This is a genomic window from Bacillus sp. URHA0034, from assembly GCF_056280405.1.
The window spans coordinates 592,180-615,652 of the sequence record NZ_JBWCDK010000002.1; the positions used below are offsets into that span (position 1 = coordinate 592,180).

The window sequence follows — 23,473 nt, forward strand, 5'->3', positions numbered from 1 at the left end:
CACTCCCACTATCAAAAGTTTTTTTTCAAAACTTAAACTAGGATTAACTTTCTCTTGTGGGGAATTGCACCAAGAACCGTATCTGCCACTGGTGGAAAATAAGAGCAGCTATACGTATAGCTTACTTCAATATCGTGGCTTCCGGCTTCTAGTCCGCCTTCTTTTGCCACTGTAAGCGTTGCTGGCTCTAAAATGCCCCAATGAACATCTCCAAGTGAAGCCATTTCAGCTTGCGTATAGGTATCACCATTAATCGTCCATGTGATCTGATCGCCTGAAAAAGTTTCCCCATTTACTGAAACCGTAGCGGGGCGTAATTGTGAAAGCCAGAGCCCTCGATAATACAAAGATCTTATATTAACTTGGAAGCCAATGATTTTTCCATTTTTCTCTACATTTTTAAAGCCTCTCGATTGGATGCAAGGTTTTTCTAACATTGTCATGGTTATTCTCCTTCTCTCTTATTCTCCTAAAATTCTTTTCATCATTACATGTTGTTTCCGAATTTGTTCAGAGGCATAGCCGGTCACGTCTTTGTTTGGACCTTCATACTCACTCACCATATAGCCATCCCAGTTATGCTCCATTAATGTATTAATAATTTTTTCATAAGGAATCGTCATCTCTTGAAAATCATCTGTCATTTTTACAAATTTAGCATGGCAGCAATACACATAAGGTAATAATGGGATAATATCCTCTACTGGACTATGTTCAGATGGAGGCATGATAAAATCATCTGGACCCCATTCACTTGCAGGTAAAGCCTTGGTTTCGAATACACCAAAATCGATGTTTAATCCAAAATACTTTGTTCCTGTCTCTTTAATAAACTCAACATAATCGTCCACCATCTTAGATTTCAAAAGTGTAGGAGCATGAATCTCCGGGCACATGCGGACATTGTATTTTTCTCCTAACGGAAGCGCCATTTTGATAAATTCCCGCCAGTTTTCTACGGGAGTAAGATCATCATCGATTACGCCTAATTTGGTCCTAAGAACGGTAAATCCAAGTCTATTTGCCAGTTTGAAATCACGTTCCAACATTTGTAATGATTCTTCTGATGTAAGATGTCTTCCCTCATACAAGCGTGAATCGACCCAATGACCGTATTCTGCCGGAACAATATTATATTTTTCTATTAATCGATCCCAATTTTCCAGCCATTCCTCACTAGGATTTGGATAGCCTTCAATATGTGAGTTTGCTAATATTTCTAAGCCTCTTGCACCAATATCGTTCATTTCTGCAAACATATCTTCTAATGTCATGGTTACACCATATTCGCCCGCATAACTATAGAGTGAAACTCCTCGTTTTGGTTTTCTAAGATTCCCAGCTTCATAATTCATACCAGTTTACTCTCCTTTTTCATATACTGTATCCGTTTACAACTTTACCAAATTACCACATAAACACTTCCTTGACTTCTGGTGGTAACCAGGCACAGGTTGATACCGCTTCCACTTTAACTATAAAGTTTATTTCTACTAAATACCTTTAGTTATTTATCTTAATAGATATAGATTTTATTTCTTTTTGTCTCTTTCATTATCCATAAATAAAAAAGGATAAAAATCATAGCGTGATTTTTATCCTTACTTGACAGTTCCAACTTCCTAATGTAGTTCTCGGAATTTCGCTGGCGTTATACCTTCCTTTTTCTTAAATACCATCCCAAAATAACTAACATCTTCATATCCGCACATTTTACTAATATTTTTGATTTTTTCATTCCTCTCCTTAATTAGAAAGGTTTTCGCATTTGCTAAACGAACATCTGTAATATAGTCAAAAATAGAAAATCCGTTAATCTTTTTAAATAACTGGCAAAGGTACTCTTTTGACAATTGGACCTTTTCCGCTAAATCAGATAACACAATGGGCTCGTTATAATGCTGGTTAATATAATCCATTACGAGATGTACTTTGTTATTCTGATTTTGAATAAACCTTTCATTTTGTTGCGTAGTTGATTTTGGAAACTCCAGTAAAATATCATAAAGCACTCTTGAAAAATCATACATTTCCATTCGGCTATTGCGAGTATAAATTAAAAATAATTCTTCCATATATTTCTCTACTATTTCAGGATCGTTTAGTTTATAAATACCCGATTGCTCCATCCCGATATTTTCAAAAAAATCCTTTGTCCCATAGCCTGTAAACAACATGAAATGAACAATCCATTCTTTGCTCACTCCATAATATTTATGACCACCATTTGGGAAGAATAATATCCCGCTCCCTTCCTCAACCACAAACTGTTTATTGTCTATTTCGAGCACTCCGCTTCCCTTGACAGCTTGAATCCATTGAAATAATGGCAAACCTGAAGGTCTGTTTATGTATTCCTGCCTATGATTTAAACCTAAAGAATATAAAACAAAAGGTAGTTTTAAATTTTGTTCTGTGTATTTTGTAAAAAAAACCTTTTCCATAATTCAAAAAGCCCCATTCAATACTTAATATATTCATATCAACTATAATATTTTAAGATTTATTCTGACAATAAGATTTATTAAGATATTAATATAATCTTATCATGAAAGGGTGCTTTTATCATGTCAACAATGCCTCATATTAAAAAATACAATGATATTCCAACATTATTCGTTCGTGACGAACCCTTTATTGCGTTAGCTGGAGAGATCCATAATTCTAGTTCCTCGAACCTGGAATATATGGAAAAACAGGTTTGGCCAAATTTAAAAACATTAAATATGAATTCCGTTATTGTCCCTGTTTACTGGGAATTAATTGAACCAGATGAAAATCAATTTGACTTTACCATCGTTGAAGGACTCATCAACCAAGCGCGTGAAAATAACATGCATCTTATTTTCCTATGGTTTGGATTGTGGAAAAATTCAGAATCTATGTATGTGCCCCACTGGATGAAAAAAAATACTAGAACTTATTTCCGTGCATGTAAACCAAGCGGTGAAGCAATAAATACCATTTCACCTTTATGTGAAGCCGCAATTGAAAAGGATGCTAACGCATTTTATCACTTAATGAAATTTATCAAATCTATTGATTCAGAAAAAAATACCGTTATTGTTATGCAGGTTGAAAATGAAATCGGACTTTTAGGGACAGATCGAGATTATTCTTTTACAGCAAATAAAGCTTTTTCACAAGAAATTCCGCAATCCGTTGCGGAAGAATTCCAAGTTTCTGGAACATGGGAAGAAGCATTTGGCTATGATTCATGCGAATACTTTATGGCTTATTATTTTTCATCTGCAGTAGAACGAATTACGAACACAGGTCAAAAGGCTTATCCTCTTCCTTGCTACGCCAATGCATGGTTAGAACAGTTCCCGTGGCGTGCGGGAACCTATCCAAGTGGCGGTCCCGTAATGAAGATGCGAAAAATGTGGAATTTAATGGCTCCTTCTCTATTTTGTCTGGCACCTGATATTTATGTTCCATATGTACCTGATGTATTGGATGAATATAGTCAGGGTGGCAATCCATTATTCATCCCAGAGGTCCGAAAGGATGCTGTCTCAGCTACATATGCCCTATATGCTGTTGGTGGTTGTAACGCAATTTGTTATGCACCATTTGGCATTGAAGAACTTTTAATGAATCCAGAAAAGACTGACAAACCACCACTAGAAATAATGATGTCATTAAATATTGACCCCTCTGCATTTGAAATTGAAGGCAGCGCAGCATATTTAGCCAAGAGCTATTCCATAATCGAAAATATCAAACCACTCTATTATAAATATAGAGGCACCAGTCATTTACAGAGCTTTGTAAAGAGAAATGAACATGACTTTGGTAAGCTCCTTCATTTTAACAATTATGATATTCTCGTATCTTATTCGCCAAAAGCACCAAATAAGCCAACTTCAGGAGGCATGATTTTTGAACTTTCGGAAAATGAATTCGTCGTTATTGGAACAATGACGAAGGTTCAATTTTTTTCAAAGCCAGGAAAAAATACACACGTGGAATTGTTACGATTCGAAGAAGGCGAATTTGTTAACGGTGAATGGAACGCAGGAAGAGTTTTAAACGGTGATGAAAAGATGATGATACAGTTGAAAGATATGCCTTCAGCATATAAAATTCAAGTATATGAATATTAAAATATATTTTAATAGCCAATACATACAAATAATATTATTTGTATGTATTGGCTTATTTATTATCTGTTCCGAGTTTGTTTCACAAGTGATGCTGCTCCAATTACCCCTGCATCATTTCCTAACTGGGCAAGCTTTAGTTTCGTACTAGTTCTTACTGTTGGGAAGGCAAACTTTTGGAAATATTCTTCTACCCCTTTTAACAGCATGTCCCCTGCCGCTGACACTCCCCCACCAACAACAATAGTTTCAGGGTTTAAGATGTTACCAATATTGCCGCAAGCTAGTCCCAAATAATAATAAAATTTATCGACTACAATTAAAGCCAATTTATCTTCTTTTTTAGCTTGATCAAAGACTGTTTTAGCCGTCACTTCTTGTCCATCATCAATTAACCACTTTAATTCAGATTCCCCAGCATATTTTTCTGAAAAATCTCTGGCTAATCTGACAACACCTGTTGCACTTGCTACTGTTTCCAAACAGCCTTGATTTCCACATGTACATTGATAACCGTTAGGCTCTACAACTACATGGCCAATCTCTCCACCTGCACCAACCTTACCGTGAATAAGATTACCATCTGCAATAATACCGCCTCCTACACCCGTTCCAAGTGTAACAAAGACAACATCAGCACCATCTTCCCCTGCACCCTTCCAGCGCTCACCTAATGCAGCGACATTGGCATCATTATCAATACTAAAAGGAATGCCTGTTTCTTCTTCAATCTGTTGTTTTACTTGCTGCAAAGTACTCCAGTTTAAATTATAAGCTCCAATGACTGTCCCTTGGGCGCGGTCAACTGTCCCAGGAGAACCCATTCCGATTCCTAAAATATCATCAGCTGAAAGCCCATACAAATCAAGACGATGTTTAATCGATTCAATAATGTTTGGTACGATATTCTTTCCTTCATTTTGAATATCTGTCTCAATACTCCATTTTTGTTGAATTTCGCCCTCTTCAGTTAAGATTGCAAATTTAACCGTAGTGCCTCCAAGATCAATACCAATTAGTTTTTTCATCTATTCCCCGCCTTATAAAATAATACAGGTGAAAAACCCACCTGTATTATTATAAACTATTTACCTAATAATTTCCGCTCCATTTGTAAATGACGTTTGGTCATTTCTATAGCTCTTCCCGATAAATGATCTTCATATTCTGAGACAATATAACCATTAAAATCAGAGTTTTGAATAATCGGTAAGATCTTATCATATGGAATGCTTGCTTCTTCCAGATTTTCATCAATATAATGAAACTTTCCATGGAAGTGAATTACATGAGGCATGATTTGCTTTAACCCTTCATAATCTGGCTCGTTGTAAAAAGTAACAAATCCATACATTCCTTGGAATGCCCCGATTACAGCACCATTTGCACCAGCATCAAGCAGTCGTTGTCTTGCTTCCATCATCGGAACTCCATCATAACGAAATTGAGCGGCCATTTCCAGTAATTCAACAGGTGCTCCATTGGCTAAAGCCTCATCCCAATGCGGTTTATTTGGGCGAGTTGCAAAAGTGCCAAAATCAGTAACAAATCCAAGATAGGGAGATCCTGTTTTTTCAATTACCTCGGTGAATTTTTGAATGCTTGGTGATGTTGGCGTTTCAGGATTATGAATTTCAATTCCAACCTTGATTCCGTAAGCCTCCGCATATGGCGCTAATCTAGCAAATACGGATGGTCCAATAAGATATTGAGCACGCATAATTTTACAACCCAATTTATTCGCTGTTTTCAAATCAATAATAGACGACTGAAGCAATTCTTCTTCTGTTAAATCACGATCCGCTCTTACCCCGCGGTCTGCATTAGCTCCGTAAGAAATAAATTCGATTCCATAGTGATTCGTCATGGCCTTAAATTCAGTTAAAATTTTGTCATTTACATATGGGTAGGATGAAAGCATTTGTGTACCTACCAACTCAAATCCTTCCGCTCCAAATTCAGCTGCGGTGCGAATGCAATCCTCTAATGTAAATTTGCCTTTCACGTATTCATCTGTAAAGCTATATAGAGAAACACCTAATTTAATATTACTCAATTGATCTTACCTCCTTTCTCCTAATCTCTTACCTGTAATGTTTTGCTTCCACAAGAATCTAATACCGCATATTCACGTTCTGTCTTTCTTCCAGGAACGGCCATATATGGAATACGTAACATCATTTTCACATCAATATGATGTTCTCCTTCAGATAAACCTCCCGGTGCAAATACACTAATCGTAGCTGGTTCTACTAAATTCCAAAACTCCGAAATAAGACTTGGCAGTTGTCTTAAGGTAAACTCTTTTTCATTTAACCCAAAAGTTATATCATCAGAATTCACTTCTTTACCATCAACGGTAACCACAAACTCTTCAATACAGGATAAATAATGCCCCCGATAGTTACTTAAACGGATTTGGAATTCATACCCCAACTTTTTACCATTCACAAAAGTATTTTTTAAACTTTCATCGCAAACAACGTCGACGAAAGGTAATTTCATACTAAATGCCACTTGGTCCACCTCCTATTTGCTAGCCACTGTTTCCTGTTCAAAAACAACTTCTTTTCCAGTTTCAGCAGAACGATAGACAGCATCTAAAATCTTTGTCACAACAAATGCTTGTTCTGGTTTCACTAGTGGTTCTTTATCAAATTTAACCGCTTCTAACCATTGTTTTGCTTCGAGTACTTCGGGTTTATTGGATCCACCTTCAAAGAATGCAATGGCTCCACCTGCAGAGTTTTTCTCTTCTGTTAACATACCATTGCGTGCAGAATTATAAATTAACTCATTGTTGCGGAAGCTCATGCCGGAATTGATTTGTGCTCCTGCCTTAGTTCCACATAGAGTTGTAGCCGCTTCTCTTGATTCTAGTACATTAAGTGCCCAAGAAGATTCAAGAAATACCGTTGCTCCATTTTCCATTTTAATGTATCCAAATGCTGAATCTTCCACTTCATATGTTTCAGGATCCCAAGGGCCAAACATATTGCCTTCGACAGCTTCTGGTAAATTACCTAGTTTATTGAACACAGAACCTGTTACCGAAACTGGTTTGTAATTATCCATCATCCATAAAGTGATATCAAGAGCGTGTGTACCGATATCGATTAGTGGACCTCCGCCTTGCTGTGATTTATCAGGAAATACTCCCCATGTTGGAACTGCACGGCGGCGAAGGGCATGTGCTTTTGCAAAATAAACATCTCCAAGCTCATCTTTTTCACAAGCTTTATAAAGTGATTGGACTTCTGGACGGAAGCGGTTTTGATATCCAATGGTGAATTTCTTGCCGGATTTTTTCCAAGCATCCATCATTTTTTGAGCAGCTTCTGTATTGTGTGCCATTGGTTTTTCACACATAACATGCTTGCCTGCTTCAAATGCAGCAACTGTAATTGGGCTATGGCTAACGTTTGGAGTTAATACATGCACAAGATCAATGGATTCATCTTTTAATAGCTCTTTATAATCAACATAAATTTTTGCATCTTCAGTTCCATATTCTTTAGCGGCTTTTTCAGCACGTTCAATTTCAATATCACAGAATGCCACCATTTCAGCAATTTCTTTAAATTGTGCTAATGCTGGAAAATGCTTTTGATTTGCAATACCACCGCAGCCAATAATACCAATTCTTAATTTACCCATAATATTCATTCTCCTTTTTGTTTAAAATATTTTATTAGATATATAAATTGATAATCTATTTAAGCAAAAAATTGACTCAAATAGTTTTTACTAATGTTAATTGAATCTTTTTTCGATTTAAGTGAATCTTCAAATGCCTTGTCCTCAACTTCAATGACGGCATATCCACGGTAGCCAATATCCGTTAGAGCAGATACATATTGGCCCCAATTGACATCTCCAAGGCCTGGTAATTTAGGCGAAATATATTCCAGTGGTGTTGCCATGATTCCCACATCGTTTAAGCGATTCTTAAATACTTTGATATCCTTGAAGTGGATGTGGAAGATCCGCTCTTGGAATTCATATAAAGGCTTAATATAATCCATTTGCTGCCAAACAAAATGCGATGGATCAAAATTCAATCCAAAGTTTTTATTTGGGATTAATCCAAACACGCGACGGAAGATGGCTGGTGTTGTCATAAGATTTTGGCCGCCTGGCCACTCGTCTGAAGTGAATAACATCGGGCAGTTTTCAATTGCAATCTTGACTCCAAGCTCTTCTGCAAATTCTATGACAGGCTTCCAAACCGTTGTCATCGTTTCCAAATTTTCATCTACTGTTAGCTTTTGGTTTCGGCCAATAAAGGTGGTGACCATGTTAATATCCAATTTGTGGGCTGCCTCAATACATTTTTTGATGTGGGCAATGTAGTATTCACTTTTCTCTGGATCTTCATCTAAAGCATTAGGATAATAAGCAATCGCAGAAATTTTAATTCCTTTTGCTTCGGTATAATTTTTGACGTAATCCACATCTAAGTGATCGACATCAAGATGGGTAACACCTGCATATTTACGGGCCGCTTTCCCTTTCGGCCATGCACAAAGCTCCACACATGAAAAACCGTTTTCAGCTGCATAGTCAATAACTTCTTCAAAGGTGCATTCATTTAAGATAGCACTGTTAAATCCAAGCTTCATCGTGCCATATCCTCCTATGTTTATAGTAAAATCTTAGAATTAATAAATGATTTCGCTTACATATATATCTTAACCCGTTATTTGATATATTCCCTTACATTAATTATCCTAGTAAGGTATACATTTTCGTCCTTTTTCAAAGATTCTACATTTTTGTATTTATAATAGATTAAATATGATAGTGTTATTTTTAACCTTTCCCGAAATTATATAAAAACCAAAAAAGGTGCAATGTTAAACTGCACCTTTTTTGGTTTAAAATAAAATTCTTATTTCTGGTTTTTTGCCCATTCATCTAATTGTTTCTGTTTTTCTGCTATGATCTTATCAATACCAGCGGCCTTTAAACCTTTAATGAACTCAGGTAGACTCTTATTAGGATCTAATACACCTGATTCAAGTCCTAGTGCGTATTTTGCAACGACATTGGTAACGGCTGTTACTTCCGTTTTAACGGATGAACTATCAAAATTAAATCCAAGTGCTTTAGATTTAATCGCGCTTTTATTGAACTCCTTCGTTTCGTTCCATATGTCTGGATTATTCCCTTCGAATACATATGATAGAAAAGAATTCCCCATTGCAAAGCTCATATTTAAATTGTAACCATTGTTTCCTGCATTTACCCCATCTGGATACTTGATTACATTATCCGATACTTTAACATAATGCTTTCCTTCAATCCCCCAATCTAGCAAATTGACAATATCTTTATTTCCATACATTAAATTAAGAAATTTCATTGCTGCTTCCGGGACCTGAGAGCTCTGTGGAATTCCCCACATCATTGTGGTTACGGCAGAGGTGGTTGTAACTGGTTTTAAAAGTGAAGCAGTCACCATTGGCTTAGCCGTAATTTGCGATTCCTGTAAAGCAATACCTGGTTTTTGAGGACTAAAATAACTAAAACCTACATTTGACTTCACTAACGATGTGCCAGGATCTGGATTCGTTGTTGCATTTTTTAACGTAAGTCCTTCCTGATTCCATCTTCTCATTGTCTTAACAAACTGCGCATATTCGTCTGTTTCATATAAGTCTACTATTTTCATATTATTGTCGTAGTTTGGTAGAACCCCCATTGTGTCACCTAGCGGATCGAACCAGTTATAAACGACAGTTTGCTGAGCTCCAGGCTGAAAAGGAACAATTGGAGTGATCCCTTTCTCATTTTCCTTGATCGTTTTCAGAGCAGCCTCTACATCATCCAGTGTTTTGATTTTATTAATGTCAATGTTATATTTATCTACCAAGTCCTTGCGCATATTTATACCAGGTGCTCCTGCCATATCTCGAAGAGTTGGAACTGCGTACAATTTCCCAGAAACCTTGGCAGCATTCAAATAATCCGGATCCATTGTCTTTTTAATATCCGGACCATACTTATCTACCAAATCATCCAGTGGTAATAATTGTCCTTTAGCCACTTGTGATGTATAACCAAAAAAAGAGGTAACCAGCATTAAATCTGCTTTTTCATTACTGGATAACATTAAATTCATCTGTTGAACGTAATTACCTATATTAATGGGTGTTAATTTTACCCTAACCTTGATTTTTTTTTCTGATATCTTGTTAATTTCATCCTGTACGAGTTTGATATCTTTGGGTATTTCAGTTGTAAAAAAGACCATATTTACTTCAGATATTTTTTTCCCTGAACCTGAACTTTCAGATGTGGAACTCTCTTTATTCGAACTGCATGCCGACAGAACTAGTAAAAAACAAGCAAGCATTATACTTATTAATTTTTTATTCTTTTGCATTCAAGAACCCCCATTTTTTATTTTTTGAAACCGCTATCATTTTTAAATAGTGTTCACGACCAAAATCAATATAAACTCTGTAAGTATCCCCCCTATTCAAATGGTTATATTATTTTAACCATCGATTCATATACCGCTTATTATAAGGAGGAAAGTTCTAGAAAACGTTCAATTAATTAAGAAAAATTATATTAATTTTTAATATTTTATGAAAATAAATAATATTCTAAACTATTACCGCAAAGTTTCCTCCTCTTTGCGGTGAATCCTCCTTATTCAATTCTTTTAGTTATAACTCTTGGTCTACTGTAATTTCTAATCTCTGAAATACTTTTCCAATTCATAAAGATCATCTTCTTCGGTATATTCATAACTTTCGATTCCTTTTACTTCATTTTTAAGAGAGTTACCCAAGGTTTTCTGCTGATTTTTTCTGAACTGATAGGGGGTTGTATGAAAGGTATCTTTAAACAATTTGTGAAACGTATTTAAACTCGAAAAACCTGACTCCATGGCAATCTGAATAACTGGCCAATTGGTTTCCAATAAATACTTTACTGCCTGTTCCAGTCGAATTCCGTTTAAATACTTTACAAAAGGCTGTCCCATATGCTGCTGAAAATATCGTGATAAATAAGGAACCGTCAACCCTTCATTTTCAGCGATTTCATTTAAGGTAATCGGATGCACATAATTTTTTTGGATATAGCTGGTGATTCTTGTTAGACGTTCTATGTCTTTGCTGCTTTTTCGGTTGATTTGCTTATGATTTGCCACTCTAAATTGACTAACAAGACTGTAAACTATGTCTAAAAGTAATGAATGAATTTTAATCTCATACCCTAGCTCTTTTTTTCTTAAAGTAAACATAAGGTGAATCATCAACAAACGAATACCATTAAACCTTTCTTGATCCTTATTATGAAAGGATTGACATTCAAAAGATTCCTTTTCAATGTTTTGGTACCATTTTTCAATAAAAGTTAGCGGTATTTGAAGTAGTAACACCCGGTTATCTTCACTTGCTTCCACACCATGAACTTCATTGCTGTTAATCAGCAGCAAGTCATTTTCATTTAAGGAGTACTCCTCACTTCCTACAAAAACTTGAATTCGTCCTTTTAGAACAAACAAAAATTCAATCCTGTCATGCCAGTGCATCGCGACATATCTCACACTTGTCATTAACATTAACATTGGAATCTCTTCGTTTATGACCGCACTTTCATATGGATATTTCATAAGCGCCTCCCCTACAGTTAATACAAAGTACCGTTAAAAAAGGTGTGCCTCTTTATGTACACACCTTTTTTAATATCATCATTAAAAGGACAACGTAATCTTTCCAAACATACCGGTTGGGTCTATAGGATCATGCCATACAATAAATGGAGGTTCTGGATGATTAAAACGATCCCTGTCCAATGTAGTTGCTACTTCTACACGGATGGTATTGGTGCCTTCCCTTAAATAGTCCGCAACATCGTAAATATAAGGTGGACAAACTTTCATCCCAACATATTGATCGTTAATCGATAATTCCACGGCTTCATAAATAGATTCAAAAGCTAAAATCCCTTGTCTTTGAACTTCTGGAAGCTCAAATGTCTTTTCGTACTTAATAATTCCTGTAAAAGCTGGGTCTATATTAGAAATTGGTACCAATTCATTCATTTGAGTTACTTCGCCAAAATTCGGATAATCAATGTTATTTACCAAAGAATAATTCCAGCTTTTAGATAAATCTATCGTTTCTTCGCATTCATTAAGTTTTATTGAAAAAGGACGATATTTTTCATATTCACCGTTCAGGGCTTCGTCACCCACAAATAGAACACAAGAGTCATAAGGTCTTAGCTCTAGATTAATAATACTTTTTCCGTTTACTTTCCTAACTTCTATCTTCTCAAATTTATTTTCAAGTCCGTTATAGATTATAGCAAATTCTCCACCAGAAAGTTCAATATCCCCACTGAAAGTCTCATGTGCTGATTCATTCTGAAACATGTAAATACTAATCTCTTTTTCATAATGATAATAGGTTAAATTCTTGAATGGTTTCTTTAATTGAAGATCAAATATTCCTTTCTCCTTAAGCTCTTTAGCCAACTCACTTAGAGGTACAATCTTATACTTTTCCAAAGCTCTTAAAAGTTCAGACACTTCTTGTCCATCTACAACATTAGAAATCCCTTCAGGTTGTCCATCTACAAAAATAATTTCTAAACCAGCTGCATTTTTAATAAAAGCGGCCAACTCTTTTGTTATATATTGGCTATAAGGAATAACTATACATTTAAATTCTTCGCCATTAATAGTTAAATGGTTATTCTCTAACTTTCCATTGTAGGTTTCTAAATTATTCAGCATATCAATCGAAACAAAATCAAAATCAATTTGATTTTCAGTAAGGGCTCTAGCAGGCTTTTGCATTTTCATATATTCGCCTGTCCATTCACTTTCACCGTGATATAAAACAGCTACAGGTGCCACATGTCTACCGCCATTAAAAATATGGCATAAGCGGTTAGCATAGTGCATCAGATAAGCAAAATGCTTGAACTGCGGATTATGTCCACGTGCATAGAAATGTGGTGGACAATCGAAGTCAGGATATTCACGCATTGAAAATGCATGTGGAACAAGGTGATTGATGCCACGGACAACTAGATGGTCCAGGATATACTTCATATCTCTAACACCAAGCTTCCATCCATAAGCACCAAATAATTCACACATCGTTCTTCCTTTTTTCTTGGGATCGAGATGACCATAGGAAGAACCTAGTTTTCCGAGTGTATAATGATAAAATTCTCCATCTCCCTTAAAGATTCCACGGCGTTCTAACCCTGCACCGCCAAAAATCACCTGACCGCCAATTACGTCAATCCCGGACATATGCTGCCCTGATAGGGCTCTAAAGAAATGCCCCGCACCACTTCCTAATCTGCTATGCTGATCATTATCTTCAATCACGTGTCCAATGTATTCAACATTATGTGCTTCACACCATTTGCCCAATTGATTGCTAAAGTTCTTTTCATATAAACGGGTAACAACATCCATGTAGGTATAACGAGTATGGACACAAATGTTCATTTCTTCAGAGCTGTTCCATAGATAGGGTAGGAATACTCTCCAGTTATCCCCTAGGGCTTCAGAAAGCAAAGTTTTTGCTTCTTCACTCCAAGGTAATGGCATGTCTTTCCTTCCGATTGATTCATTAAAATCAAACCCATTAACATTTCCGAATGCGGGCTCATCTGAGAAAAATCCGGCAAATGTCTTCCCAAATTCGTCTTTGTAATGTTGAAAATGTGGTTCATATACCGCTTCAAGTTGAGTGCAGACTGACTCTTCATCAATCATGTTGATATATTTCGGGTTGCCGCCGTCCGTTTTCGTTTCATAAACGACATAAATTCTCCATGGTCCTTCTGGTAAGGTGCAGGTTAAAAAATCACCTTCAACATGATTAATTAAATCGATTAATTCTTCATTAATAACTCCATCTGTTACTAGTTTTCCTGCTACCACACTAATTAATTTATTATTTTTCTGTTCCTCTTTGTTTATTGGCTTACCAATATCTAACCATGATGTTTTCGGTTTTAACATCGGACTAATATGGATCGTTACTTCATTTTGCGCACCTAATACATCAACTGTATTATAGTTGATATAAGTTTTCTTTCGGTTCGGATATTTTTTCTCAATTAATCCATTGGCATAACCTGTTGGAAAATGGGCATCGTCTAATACCCAAACCCTCATTCCTCTTTGTTTGGCCTCGTCCATGACAATATCCAGGTCATGCCACCAGCCTGGACCTGCAAAATCAGGATGCGGCCTTGCTTCGACACAAATTCCTTTGATCCCGCATTCATAGATTCTAGCAATTTCTTCTCTGATAACTTCTTCTTCTTCCCCTTTCATCCATAGAAAAGGTAGAATATAATTTCCTGTTTGCTGGCTCATTAAATCCTGAACAGTCTTAATCATGATGCAAACCTCCTATTAAAATAGCTTATAAGCTACACATGATAGTGTAACTTATAAGCTCAAAAATAATATATTTACATTGTTAACTCATTTCGTCTTCTTAAAAGTTCATTTGTATTATCCATAGCTCTTGCTTTAGAAATCTTATAAAAAAATAACGGAATTGTGGCTAATAGATAAAGGATCCCAGGCACTAGGTTTACTAAAGCATTTATTCCATGTACAACTTCCGGTGTCTGTTGTTGATTAGCAACATAACCGATGGCCCCTAAAATAGTTGCACTCACAGCTCCAACTAAAGCGCTTGCAATCTTAGTTGAAAGACTTGTAAATGAGTAAATAGCACCGTCAGCTCGAATTCCTGTTTTAATTTGATAGTCATCGATACAGTCAGCAACCATACTAAAGTTCATAGGGCTGGCAAAACCAGTTGGCAAGCATGCAGCGATTGTCCATACGATAATCATGGTAATATTGGTAGCTGGTGTAAAGTATAATGCTATAAAAGCAATACCAGTAAGGATTGAACCAAGAATTAAGATTGTTTTCTTTTCAAAAAATTTAGCTATTAACGGAAGAGAAAAAGAACCAATTGCCCCACAAACGGAAAGAATTGTAAATGAGACTGCAATTAAATCTGGGCGATTTAAGACGTAAATACAGTAATACGTTAAAGTACCAATTCTTCCAAATACACCTAATAGTACAACGAAAAGACTAGTTAATAATAGTAGTAATTGTTTATTAGCTCCAACAGCTTGTAAAGATTCCTTAAGAGTTGGTCTCTCCTCTATGGTTGGCTCTATTAATTCCTTACAGTTCTTAAAGGTAAAGAATAATAAAGGTGCGGATACCACTGATAATACAATTGCAGCATAGAAGAAACCGTGTTGCTGATTACCATGACCCAAGATAGTAATTAAAGGCATTACCGCAGCACCTGTAAGAATACCAGCGACTTGTCCAAAAACTCCTCTATACGCATTTAAATTTGTTCTTTCGTGAGTATCTCTTGTCATAACTGTTGCAAGGGCACCGTACGGTACATTTACGACAGAGTGGACAGTACCTAGTAGTAAGTATGTAACACCTGCGTAAATAACCTTAGCTGTACCTGTTAGGTCAGGAGTGTAGAAGGTCAAAATATTTAATAAAGCTAGAGCAAAGGCACCGTAAAGAATATAGGGTCTAAAACGGCCATGCTTACTCTTTGTCCGTTCCATGATTAAACCGAGAATAGGATCAACAAAGCAATCCCATACCCTTGCTACAAGCAAGATTACAGCTGCTGCACCACCAGCGATGCCAAAAACATCTGTATAAAAAAACAATAGATAGGAAGACGCTAAGCTCCAAACGACACTGGCAGAGAACTCACCAAATCCATAACTTAACTTTGTAAGAAAACTAAGATTACCTTTAATTTGAGGCACTACCAAACTTTCTTTTGTTTGTGGAACTGCTCCATTTGCCATCTCTTATCCTCCTAGTTCAAAATACCTCAATTACAAACTTGTAAAACATTCAGTAGCTACTGTTACAATTATCGTACCGCAACCCATATGTAACCGCCTTCATTTAATTAAACACATAAGTATAATTTTTTATCCTTTAAAGTGAGCTTTTATGAGTACCTAAGAAAAGATTAAATAAGTAGGTATGATTCTTAACCTTTTTTCAGTAAAATCTGACATTTATTTTAACATAAGACAATAGTTTGAGTTTTTTAGCTATTTTATCACACTTTTATTAAAAACAGATTAATAATTACCTAGGACAGGTTGCCCATAATTTATTTTTTATAAGAGGATAAAAAAACAACCTATAACAAGTATAGGTTGTCGATCCGTTCAAATTTAGTTTTCTAAAACTCTAAATTCTCCTTCTAGTCCTTCTTGAGAGTTTGATCCGATGAATACTTTAAACAAACCAGGTTCAACTATATACTCCATAGCCTTATTATAAAAACCAAGACTATTGATATTTATTTCAAAAGTAACAGTTTGCCGTTCTCCTGGTTGCAGATTGATCTTTTTAAAGCCTTTCAATTCCTTAACCGGTCTTACCCTGCTTGCAACGACATCAGAAACATAAAGCTGGACAACCTCCTCACCGGTACGCAGCCCTGTATTAGTTACATCTATATTAATCGTTACGAGACTCTCCTTCGTAACCTCTGGAGAATTTACAGTAAGGTTTTGATAATTGAATGTCGTGTAACTTAAACCAAAGCCAAAAGGGAACAAGGGTTGATGTGGTCCATCAATATATTTAGAAGTAAACTTAATCTTACTTGCCGGTCTGCCTGTACGAGGATGATTATAGTAAATAGGAACTTGTCCAACTGAAAAAGGGAAAGTCGCCACTAATTTACCACTTGGATTGTAATCACCAAACAACACATCCGCGACAGCGCTGCCAGTCTGAATGCCCAGCTGCCATGCTTCTACAATGGCAGCTACGTTCTCGGCCGCCCATGGGATCGATAATGGTCTTCCGTTAATAAGGATCACAACGATAGGTTTACCTGTTTGATGTAATGCTTTTAATAATTCTTCCTGCCGGCCTGGCAAATTTAAATCCATTCTACTGGAAGCTTCTCCACTCATGTCGGCATTTTCACCAACAACCGCAATAATCACATCCGATTCGTTTGCAATCTCTACAGCTGTCTTAAAGTCTGCCCCTTTATCTCCAATGACTTCACAACCCTTGGCGTAGACTATTTCTGTGTCCTTTTCAACCGCAGAAGTAATCCCAGAAAGAATGGTAACCACATCTTCTTCATTACCAGTGATGGCCCAAGTACCGAGCATATCCTTTTTATTATCAGCCAATGGGCCGATCACAGCAATTTTGTTAAGGTTTTTCTTTAATGGTAAAATTTGATCCTCGTTTTTTAATAAGACAATTGAACGTTTTCCCATTTCTCTCGATATTTCTACATGTTCAGGTGCCAACAAGGATTTTACTTCAATCTCATGATTGGTTCGATATGGATTCTCAAAAAGCCCCATCTGAAATTTCACCCGCAAAATTCGTCTAACGGCTTCGTCTAAAGCCTCTTCAGGTATTGTACCGGTCTTAATTTGTTCAGGTAAATCTTCCTTATACGTCCCCTGACTCATATCCATTTCTAACCCCGCCAGTAGTGCCTTTTTGCTGGCTTCTTTCCGATCTTCTGAATCTCCATGAACAACTACTTCAGCAATCGAGTTGGCATCACTTATAACAAAGCCTTTGAATCCTATCTGTTCTCTTAAAACATCCGTTAATAGATATTTGTTTACAGTACATGGAACACCATTCAAATCATTAAAAGCACTCATAAATGTACCTACACCTGCTTTTGCTGCAGCCTCAAACGGTGGAAGGTACACTTCGTGAAGAGTTTGTAGAGACATGTCCACGGTATTATAGTCACGGCCGCCAATTGCTCCACCATAAGCAGCAAAATGTTTTGCACAGGCTAGTATTCTCTCAGGTTTAGTTAGATCATCTCCTTGAAATCCTCTGACTCTAGCAGCAGCAATCATACTACCCAGATATGTATCTTCTCCTGCACCTTCTGCAATCCTTCCCCAGCGCGGGTCCCTTGTAATATCTACCATTGGTGCATAGGTCCAATGAATGCCTGCAGCAGAGGCCTCTTTTGCGGCAATTTCTGCTGTTTTTTCAATTAATTCGAGATCCCAGCTACAGGCTTCTGCAAGAGGAATAGGAAAGATCGTCCTGTAGCCATGGACCACATCTAAGCCGAAGAGAAGCGGTATTCCTAATCTAGATTCTTCAACCGCAATTTTTTGTAGTTCATTTGAAAGCTCTGCACCGGTAGCTCCTCCCATAGAACCAAGGAGGCCTTCTCTAATTTCATCTTTATGATAGTTTCTCTCCATGGCCTGAAATTCCTCATATGAAATCTCACCCTCTACCAATTTGGCAATGATTTCGTCTTTTGTCATTCCAAATGCCCCAAATATAGATGGTAGAAATTGTGTTAATTGACCAACCTTTTCTTCTAAAGTCATTTTATCAATTAATTCATTTATTTTATTCTCGAAATCTTTATAACTATCTTTACTACTTACTTTTGGCATTACCAAAGCACTTCCTTTCATGAATGTAATCCTGAATTACAAAAAGTACCCTATAGGCAGATTTTATATTTTCTACACTACTAGGTACTTCCATTCATCTTTTTTTAAAATGACGATGATAGTAATACAACCTTATTTTTACCTCTTTCAAAAAAAACAGGTTCTTTTCGGCTAGCCGCTTTATAAAAATGATCGATTATATTCATCATGTAAACACCATGTTCAGCAGGAGCGATTAATTCTTCACCAGATAAAATACAATTTGTAAAATGTTCAAATTCATTCTTTAATTTAATATTTGGATTCAGAATTGGCGATATATCCACACAAGTATCCAATAATTCAGAGTGTAACTTTAACTCCCCATTAATAAGGCTTACTCCGCCTTTTGTTCCTAATATTTCCACAAACGTTTTGTCTTGTGCAATATTAGAAGCCCAGCTAAATTCAAAATTCACTGTTGCCCCATTTTGTAGACCGATGAAGCCTATAGCTGTATCTTCAACATTAAAGATGCCGTTTGGATTTCCTTTATAACCGTTGCGGTTACGTGTTGTGGTATGACTGAAATTTTGGTGAATGGCTCCAGTAACGTACGATGGTTCCGGCATCCCGATAAGATATAGTGCTAAATCAAGATAATGAACACCTAAATCAATCATCACTCCGCCGCCAGCACAATCCTTATTTGTAAACCATGTGCCTCGCCCTGGAATACCGCTACGTCTAATCCAGCCAGCTTTTACTTGATAGATATCTCCTAAGTAACCCGCATCAATATATTTTTTTACATAAACTGCCTCATTTGTAAAACGATTATTTAAACCAACCATCACCTGTTTTCCGGATTTAATCTTCGCTTCGACTATTTTTTGTGCTTCCACTGCATTAATGGCCAGCGGTTTTTCACAATGCACATTGACCCCTTTTTCAAGTGCGTAAATAGATATTTCCGCGTGCAGGAAATTTGGGGTACAAACGCTTACTAAATCTAACTCTTCCTTGTTTAGCATATCCTCATAATTACTATAGACGTTTGGAATATTATATTTTTGGGCTAGTCTTTGGGCATTTTCGATATTCACATCACAAATGGCGGCTAATTCGACATTTGGCAGTGTCATATAATTATTTAGATGCTTTCTTTCCGCATTACTTCCCGCTCCGATTAATCCATAACGTAGTTTCTTGTCATTCATTTGACCACTTCTCCCCAAGTTAAAATGCTAGTTTCCTCATATACTCAATCGTGTAATCGATTCCCTTTTCTCCTAGTTCTCCTGTCCATACAGGAGAATGCGGTTCAATACTTAATCCGCCTGTATAACCTTTTACTCTTAACAATGAAATGAATGTTTTCCAATCTGTTTGGTCCAACCCTGCCGGCGGGTCATCTACTCTCACGCCATTAATGATCATTGACCCCTTTAAATGGACATGGTTGAAGCGATCACCCCAATCAAGTGTTTCTTGGAGGTAATCACCGCCAAAATATCGACTATGTGAAGGATCAAATTTGATTCCTAATTCCTTCAAATGACCATGAACAATTTTCCAGACATCAGGAGTATTGACAAAATTCACCTTTCGGCAGTTGTAAGTAGAGACCTTTACTCCCTTTGGTTTCGCATAGTCAATCAATAAAGAGAAAAACTGAATGGCAGCTGTACAGTTTTCATAGAAAGATAATTCTTCCACGTAGTTACAGCCACTTACAAAGTTAGTACATCCTAATTCACTGGCTACATCAATCAATCTGCAGCATCTTTCTAGCTCTTCTTCGATCACGCTGCCTTTTTCATCAATACGCAATGATTTCCATCTTCCAATCGAGCCAATGCTAATACCATATTCATTTTTCCAATTTAGTAAATTCTCACGATTACGAAAAAACTCATCCACATTTTGACCTTCATTGACACAAACTTCTATAAATTCTAATCCTTTTTGCTTCGCTTTTTGAAAACTTTCCTCTGTTGGTGCTGCAATAATTCCAAGCTGCATCATAATAAAACCTTCTCCCTATATTGTTAGAACATAATCTATATAACACTAAAAATTTTGATTACCGCTTACATTTTTATTTTAATCAAAGAACAAGTTTATATCTTTCTTACAATTAACCAATTAAATATTAATTTTCATTCTTTTTTTTTAGAATTATGAATGATTTAAAAAAAGAGATTAAAAATCTACACTAGATTTTTAATCTCTTTAGTTTTATAACACTTATAGATCACTTATTAACAAATTAAATTCAAACAATCTTACCTCGTGCGGTTGTAGATCTCCTATTAAAATAATCGATTCATTTTCCACAACATGATGTTTTACCTTCATATCCGGAACACAAACTTGCTTTAAATAGTCTACTTCATCTGGTTTCATATCATCCACGGCACCAAATTTCAACCATTCATCAAGTACACTCCCATGGTCGCGGTTCAATTTCAGCTCCTTGACACGATACTTCCCATTGGCGATGCCTTGTATTTCTAATGACAGGTTCAACGTGTCATTGTTCTCAAATATTTCGTATTGCTCGTGAATTCCCATACTTCCTTCAGGATGTAAATAATAAGAGTAGTTAAAATGTTTGTAGTTATAACAGATCACTTGATAGCGATGACCAGACTTTTTCGTCACAATATAATGGTCACCTTTGGCCACAAGAATTTCACCCAATTGTTTTAACAGCATATAGGCATGGTAGCTTGGTTTCTTTATTCCGCTTTTCGTCACCAATCCGGCCCCGCCATGCAAAAGTGTTTTAGAGTCCCAAAAGTCACTAAAAATATCTGAAAACAACCAATAGCCCATCATATTCACTTGATTTTGATTTAAATTTTCAATGATATTCTTTATCAAGTAAGAAGCTTTAAAACAGCTATCATTAAGGAAGTTTCGATTAGATATAGAAATATTCCATTCTGTTACATTCAATTCTAAACCATCAAATCCAGCCTTTTTTAATGCTTTTCTTACCTCATTCAGTTTATTAATGACATAATTAGGATTGTTGGAGTGTAGGTTTTTAATCGGTACTCGATACTTATCACGATGAATTTCGATCGGATAAATGGATATGGAAAGGAAATCAGGCTGGACTTCCTCTTGTTTCCATTGTTCTAGTAACAAATCAAGTTTGTCGCCTTCCAAATCCATACTTAACCCACATCCACCAACCTTCGCTGATGGAATTAATTCCTTTGTATGCTTCTTTAATTCGCTAAATATTTTAAAATACTCTTTAAAATGGCTCAGACCAACATTTTGATTATTTTTAATTTGATCTAAGAAATCCTTTTCACTTTGTAAACTTGTATTAAATACATCTGTGTGCGGTTTCCACATCTCAAAATACCAAGTCTCGACTTCATCAATTCCATACCGCTGAATGCATTGTAGTAAAAACGCCCTAAAAAGGTTTGTCCATTCTTCTAGTGTCCTTTCACTTATTGTCTGGACAACAATGTTCTCTCCTATGGCATTATGAATAATTTTAGGTTTTGGACCAATTTCAATAAAAGGTTTTAATTTATTTTTGACTAGAAAATCCAATAATTTGTTTGTATTAGAAAAATTGTAAGTGATTTTTCCACCAGAACGATCTTCCACCAGCATATCATCGCCAAACAATCCCCAAAATCTGGCATAGGTAAAGCCGATTTCGCCTTGTAAGAGAGTAATTTGCTCTTGCATATCCGAATTTAAAATATCTTTTGCATACCCAATATTCAAAAGCTTATTCCAATACTTCGTAAAGGCATCCAATTTCCCTATTTTTATTATCTCTGTTTCGATTGCTCCTGTGGACTGAGGAAATGTTTTGACCTTTTGCTCTACTGAACTTTTCAGATATTGCTGCAGCTCAGTAAATGCTTCATTACTATCATGATTCCTAATTTCTCCCGTAATATTTTCCTCTTTTTTAGTTGTATCTGACTTCTGTTTACGGAATTCCACAGGCTTTAACTGATAAACTTCATTAAAGACCCTGTTAAAAGCCGCTAAATTTGGAAATCCATTGTCTAATGCAATACGTGTAATTGGCTTAGCCGTGTTAACTAGTTCGTTAACAGCATGGGCGAGACGAATTTCATTTATATATTGAGAAAAGGTTTTTCCAGTTTGTTTTTTAAAAAATTTAGACAAATAAGGAACAGAGATGAAATGGAGACCGGCAACTTCCTCTAACGTTAAGGGCTCCCGATAATTACTTTGGATATACTCCATAATCTCAGATAATCTTTCATTTTGACCTTTGTTAGTTGTTTGGTTTTGTAATTCTAGCTGATTCGTACTCTTTAAATAATGTAATTTTAATAATGAGATTAATTTAAACGTTTTCTCTAATGATTCCACCTCAGAATCATTTCTCTGCTGCATATATACCGATAATAATTCTTCAATGACATTTCTTAATTCCTGATCGGAAGAAGGGTTTTGCTGGTTTGAATTACAAGTAAATAATAAACTTTTTTGACTCAGTAAAGAACTTAGTTCTAAATAATTAAAATGAAAAACAACAAATAAATTATCCTTTTCAGATTGAAAAGAGTGAAATTCATTTGAATTGACCAAGATAAAGTCGGATTTGTTCAAGTGATTGATATTATTCGTTATTTTCACTTGAAGCTGGCCCTTTATCATGTAGATCAATTCAATGTCTCGATGAGCATGCTCTAGATTACTCTTACGATTCATAACCGAAACCGTTATCAATTTGGAATCTATTGAAGATTGGAAAATGTGTGTAGCACTCAGTTCAATCACCTCTTTAAACACAAAAACTTTTTAAAAAGTCGTTTATTTCTAAATATAGCACAAAAAGAAGACACTTCGACATTTATTTTATAATATTCAAGTAAGCGCAAATT

At 36.0% G+C, this 23,473-nt stretch carries 17 protein-coding genes; 1 reads left to right on the forward strand and 16 read right to left on the reverse strand.

Going from position 1 to position 23,473, the window contains the following annotated elements; translation table 11 throughout:
- Positions 1 to 32 precede the first annotated feature (32 nt).
- The 3 genes from ACZ9EE_RS05130 to ACZ9EE_RS05140 form a co-directional block, all read right to left on the reverse strand.
- Positions 33 to 443, reverse strand: a complete 411-nt coding sequence (locus ACZ9EE_RS05130; RefSeq protein ID WP_476025589.1) for a C-glycoside deglycosidase beta subunit domain-containing protein — start codon at positions 441 to 443, stop codon at positions 33 to 35.
- 18 nt (positions 444 to 461) lie between these two features.
- Positions 462 to 1,355 (reverse strand): sugar phosphate isomerase/epimerase family protein, encoded by an 894-nt coding sequence (locus tag ACZ9EE_RS05135; RefSeq protein ID WP_476025590.1) that lies wholly within the window; start codon positions 1,353 to 1,355, stop codon positions 462 to 464.
- Between the two features lie 267 nt (positions 1,356 to 1,622).
- Complete coding sequence (locus tag ACZ9EE_RS05140) at positions 1,623 to 2,444, reverse strand: helix-turn-helix domain-containing protein (RefSeq protein WP_476025591.1); 822 nt, start codon at positions 2,442 to 2,444, stop codon at positions 1,623 to 1,625.
- Positions 2,445 to 2,567: 123 nt separating this feature from the next.
- On the opposite strand from ACZ9EE_RS05140, the gene ACZ9EE_RS05145 reads away from it, so the two are divergent.
- Positions 2,568 to 4,109, forward strand: a complete 1,542-nt coding sequence (locus ACZ9EE_RS05145) for a DUF5597 domain-containing protein (protein WP_476025592.1) — start codon at positions 2,568 to 2,570, stop codon at positions 4,107 to 4,109.
- A 59-nt stretch (positions 4,110 to 4,168) separates the two neighbouring features.
- Here the strand turns inward: ACZ9EE_RS05145 and ACZ9EE_RS05150 are convergent, their stop codons facing one another.
- The 13 genes from ACZ9EE_RS05150 to ACZ9EE_RS05210 form a co-directional block, all read right to left on the reverse strand.
- On the reverse strand, positions 4,169 to 5,134 hold the full coding sequence (locus ACZ9EE_RS05150) for an ROK family glucokinase (protein WP_476025593.1): 966 nt from the start codon (positions 5,132 to 5,134) through the stop codon (positions 4,169 to 4,171).
- Positions 5,135 to 5,190: 56 nt separating this feature from the next.
- Positions 5,191 to 6,162 (reverse strand): sugar phosphate isomerase/epimerase family protein, encoded by a 972-nt coding sequence (locus tag ACZ9EE_RS05155; RefSeq protein WP_476025594.1) that lies wholly within the window; start codon positions 6,160 to 6,162, stop codon positions 5,191 to 5,193.
- A gap of 20 nt (positions 6,163 to 6,182) precedes the next feature.
- Positions 6,183 to 6,623 (reverse strand): C-glycoside deglycosidase beta subunit domain-containing protein, encoded by a 441-nt coding sequence (locus ACZ9EE_RS05160; RefSeq protein WP_476025595.1) that lies wholly within the window; start codon positions 6,621 to 6,623, stop codon positions 6,183 to 6,185.
- A gap of 12 nt (positions 6,624 to 6,635) precedes the next feature.
- Positions 6,636 to 7,763, reverse strand: a complete 1,128-nt coding sequence (locus ACZ9EE_RS05165; RefSeq protein WP_476025596.1) for a Gfo/Idh/MocA family protein — start codon at positions 7,761 to 7,763, stop codon at positions 6,636 to 6,638.
- Between the two features lie 59 nt (positions 7,764 to 7,822).
- Complete coding sequence (locus ACZ9EE_RS05170; RefSeq protein WP_476025597.1) at positions 7,823 to 8,728, reverse strand: sugar phosphate isomerase/epimerase family protein; 906 nt, start codon at positions 8,726 to 8,728, stop codon at positions 7,823 to 7,825.
- Positions 8,729 to 8,997: 269 nt separating this feature from the next.
- A complete protein-coding gene (locus tag ACZ9EE_RS05175) occupies positions 8,998 to 10,494 on the reverse strand; it encodes an ABC transporter substrate-binding protein (protein WP_476025598.1) in 1,497 nt (498 codons plus the stop codon).
- A gap of 315 nt (positions 10,495 to 10,809) precedes the next feature.
- Positions 10,810 to 11,736, reverse strand: coding sequence for an AraC family transcriptional regulator (locus tag ACZ9EE_RS05180; RefSeq protein WP_476025599.1), 927 nt, complete (start codon positions 11,734 to 11,736; stop codon positions 10,810 to 10,812).
- An 81-nt stretch (positions 11,737 to 11,817) separates the two neighbouring features.
- Positions 11,818 to 14,496, reverse strand: coding sequence for a glycosyl hydrolase (locus ACZ9EE_RS05185; RefSeq protein WP_476025600.1), 2,679 nt, complete (start codon positions 14,494 to 14,496; stop codon positions 11,818 to 11,820).
- Positions 14,497 to 14,570: 74 nt separating this feature from the next.
- Positions 14,571 to 15,971: an MFS transporter gene (locus ACZ9EE_RS05190; protein WP_476025601.1), complete on the reverse strand. Its 1,401-nt coding sequence runs from the start codon at positions 15,969 to 15,971 to the stop codon at positions 14,571 to 14,573.
- Between the two features lie 381 nt (positions 15,972 to 16,352).
- Positions 16,353 to 18,593 carry a glycoside hydrolase family 3 N-terminal domain-containing protein gene (locus ACZ9EE_RS05195; protein ID WP_476025602.1) on the reverse strand — a complete coding sequence of 747 codons (2,241 nt, stop codon included), beginning with the start codon at positions 18,591 to 18,593 and terminating at the stop codon, positions 16,353 to 16,355.
- Positions 18,594 to 18,697: 104 nt separating this feature from the next.
- The gene (locus ACZ9EE_RS05200; protein WP_476025603.1) at positions 18,698 to 19,792 is read right to left on the reverse strand and encodes a Gfo/Idh/MocA family protein; all 1,095 of its coding nucleotides are present in this window, start codon (positions 19,790 to 19,792) and stop codon (positions 18,698 to 18,700) included.
- Between the two features lie 19 nt (positions 19,793 to 19,811).
- Complete coding sequence (locus ACZ9EE_RS05205; RefSeq protein ID WP_476025604.1) at positions 19,812 to 20,600, reverse strand: sugar phosphate isomerase/epimerase family protein; 789 nt, start codon at positions 20,598 to 20,600, stop codon at positions 19,812 to 19,814.
- 222 nt (positions 20,601 to 20,822) lie between these two features.
- Positions 20,823 to 23,300 carry a GH39 family glycosyl hydrolase gene (locus ACZ9EE_RS05210; protein ID WP_476025605.1) on the reverse strand — a complete coding sequence of 826 codons (2,478 nt, stop codon included), beginning with the start codon at positions 23,298 to 23,300 and terminating at the stop codon, positions 20,823 to 20,825.
- Positions 23,301 to 23,473 lie beyond the last annotated feature (173 nt).

What these genes read in the sequence shown, in the direction of transcription:
- ACZ9EE_RS05130 (WP_476025589.1), bottom strand. Translation starts at nt 443, where the DNA reads ATGACAATGTTAGAAAAACCTTGCATCCAATCGAGAGGCTTTAAAAAT.
- ACZ9EE_RS05135 (WP_476025590.1), bottom strand. Translation starts at nt 1,355, where the DNA reads ATGAATTATGAAGCTGGGAATCTTAGAAAACCAAAACGAGGAGTTTCA.
- ACZ9EE_RS05140 (WP_476025591.1), bottom strand. Translation starts at nt 2,444, where the DNA reads ATGGAAAAGGTTTTTTTTACAAAATACACAGAACAAAATTTAAAACTA.
- ACZ9EE_RS05145 (WP_476025592.1), top strand. Translation starts at nt 2,568, where the DNA reads ATGTCAACAATGCCTCATATTAAAAAATACAATGATATTCCAACATTA.
- ACZ9EE_RS05150 (WP_476025593.1), bottom strand. Translation starts at nt 5,134, where the DNA reads ATGAAAAAACTAATTGGTATTGATCTTGGAGGCACTACGGTTAAATTT.
- ACZ9EE_RS05165 (WP_476025596.1), bottom strand. Translation starts at nt 7,763, where the DNA reads ATGGGTAAATTAAGAATTGGTATTATTGGCTGCGGTGGTATTGCAAAT.
- ACZ9EE_RS05170 (WP_476025597.1), bottom strand. Translation starts at nt 8,728, where the DNA reads ATGAAGCTTGGATTTAACAGTGCTATCTTAAATGAATGCACCTTTGAA.
- ACZ9EE_RS05175 (WP_476025598.1), bottom strand. Translation starts at nt 10,494, where the DNA reads ATGCAAAAGAATAAAAAATTAATAAGTATAATGCTTGCTTGTTTTTTA.
- ACZ9EE_RS05180 (WP_476025599.1), bottom strand. Translation starts at nt 11,736, where the DNA reads ATGAAATATCCATATGAAAGTGCGGTCATAAACGAAGAGATTCCAATG.
- ACZ9EE_RS05185 (WP_476025600.1), bottom strand. Translation starts at nt 14,496, where the DNA reads ATGATTAAGACTGTTCAGGATTTAATGAGCCAGCAAACAGGAAATTAT.
- ACZ9EE_RS05190 (WP_476025601.1), bottom strand. Translation starts at nt 15,971, where the DNA reads ATGGCAAATGGAGCAGTTCCACAAACAAAAGAAAGTTTGGTAGTGCCT.
- ACZ9EE_RS05195 (WP_476025602.1), bottom strand. Translation starts at nt 18,593, where the DNA reads ATGCCAAAAGTAAGTAGTAAAGATAGTTATAAAGATTTCGAGAATAAA.
- ACZ9EE_RS05200 (WP_476025603.1), bottom strand. Translation starts at nt 19,792, where the DNA reads ATGAATGACAAGAAACTACGTTATGGATTAATCGGAGCGGGAAGTAAT.
- ACZ9EE_RS05205 (WP_476025604.1), bottom strand. Translation starts at nt 20,600, where the DNA reads ATGATGCAGCTTGGAATTATTGCAGCACCAACAGAGGAAAGTTTTCAA.
- ACZ9EE_RS05210 (WP_476025605.1), bottom strand. Translation starts at nt 23,300, where the DNA reads ATGAATCGTAAGAGTAATCTAGAGCATGCTCATCGAGACATTGAATTG.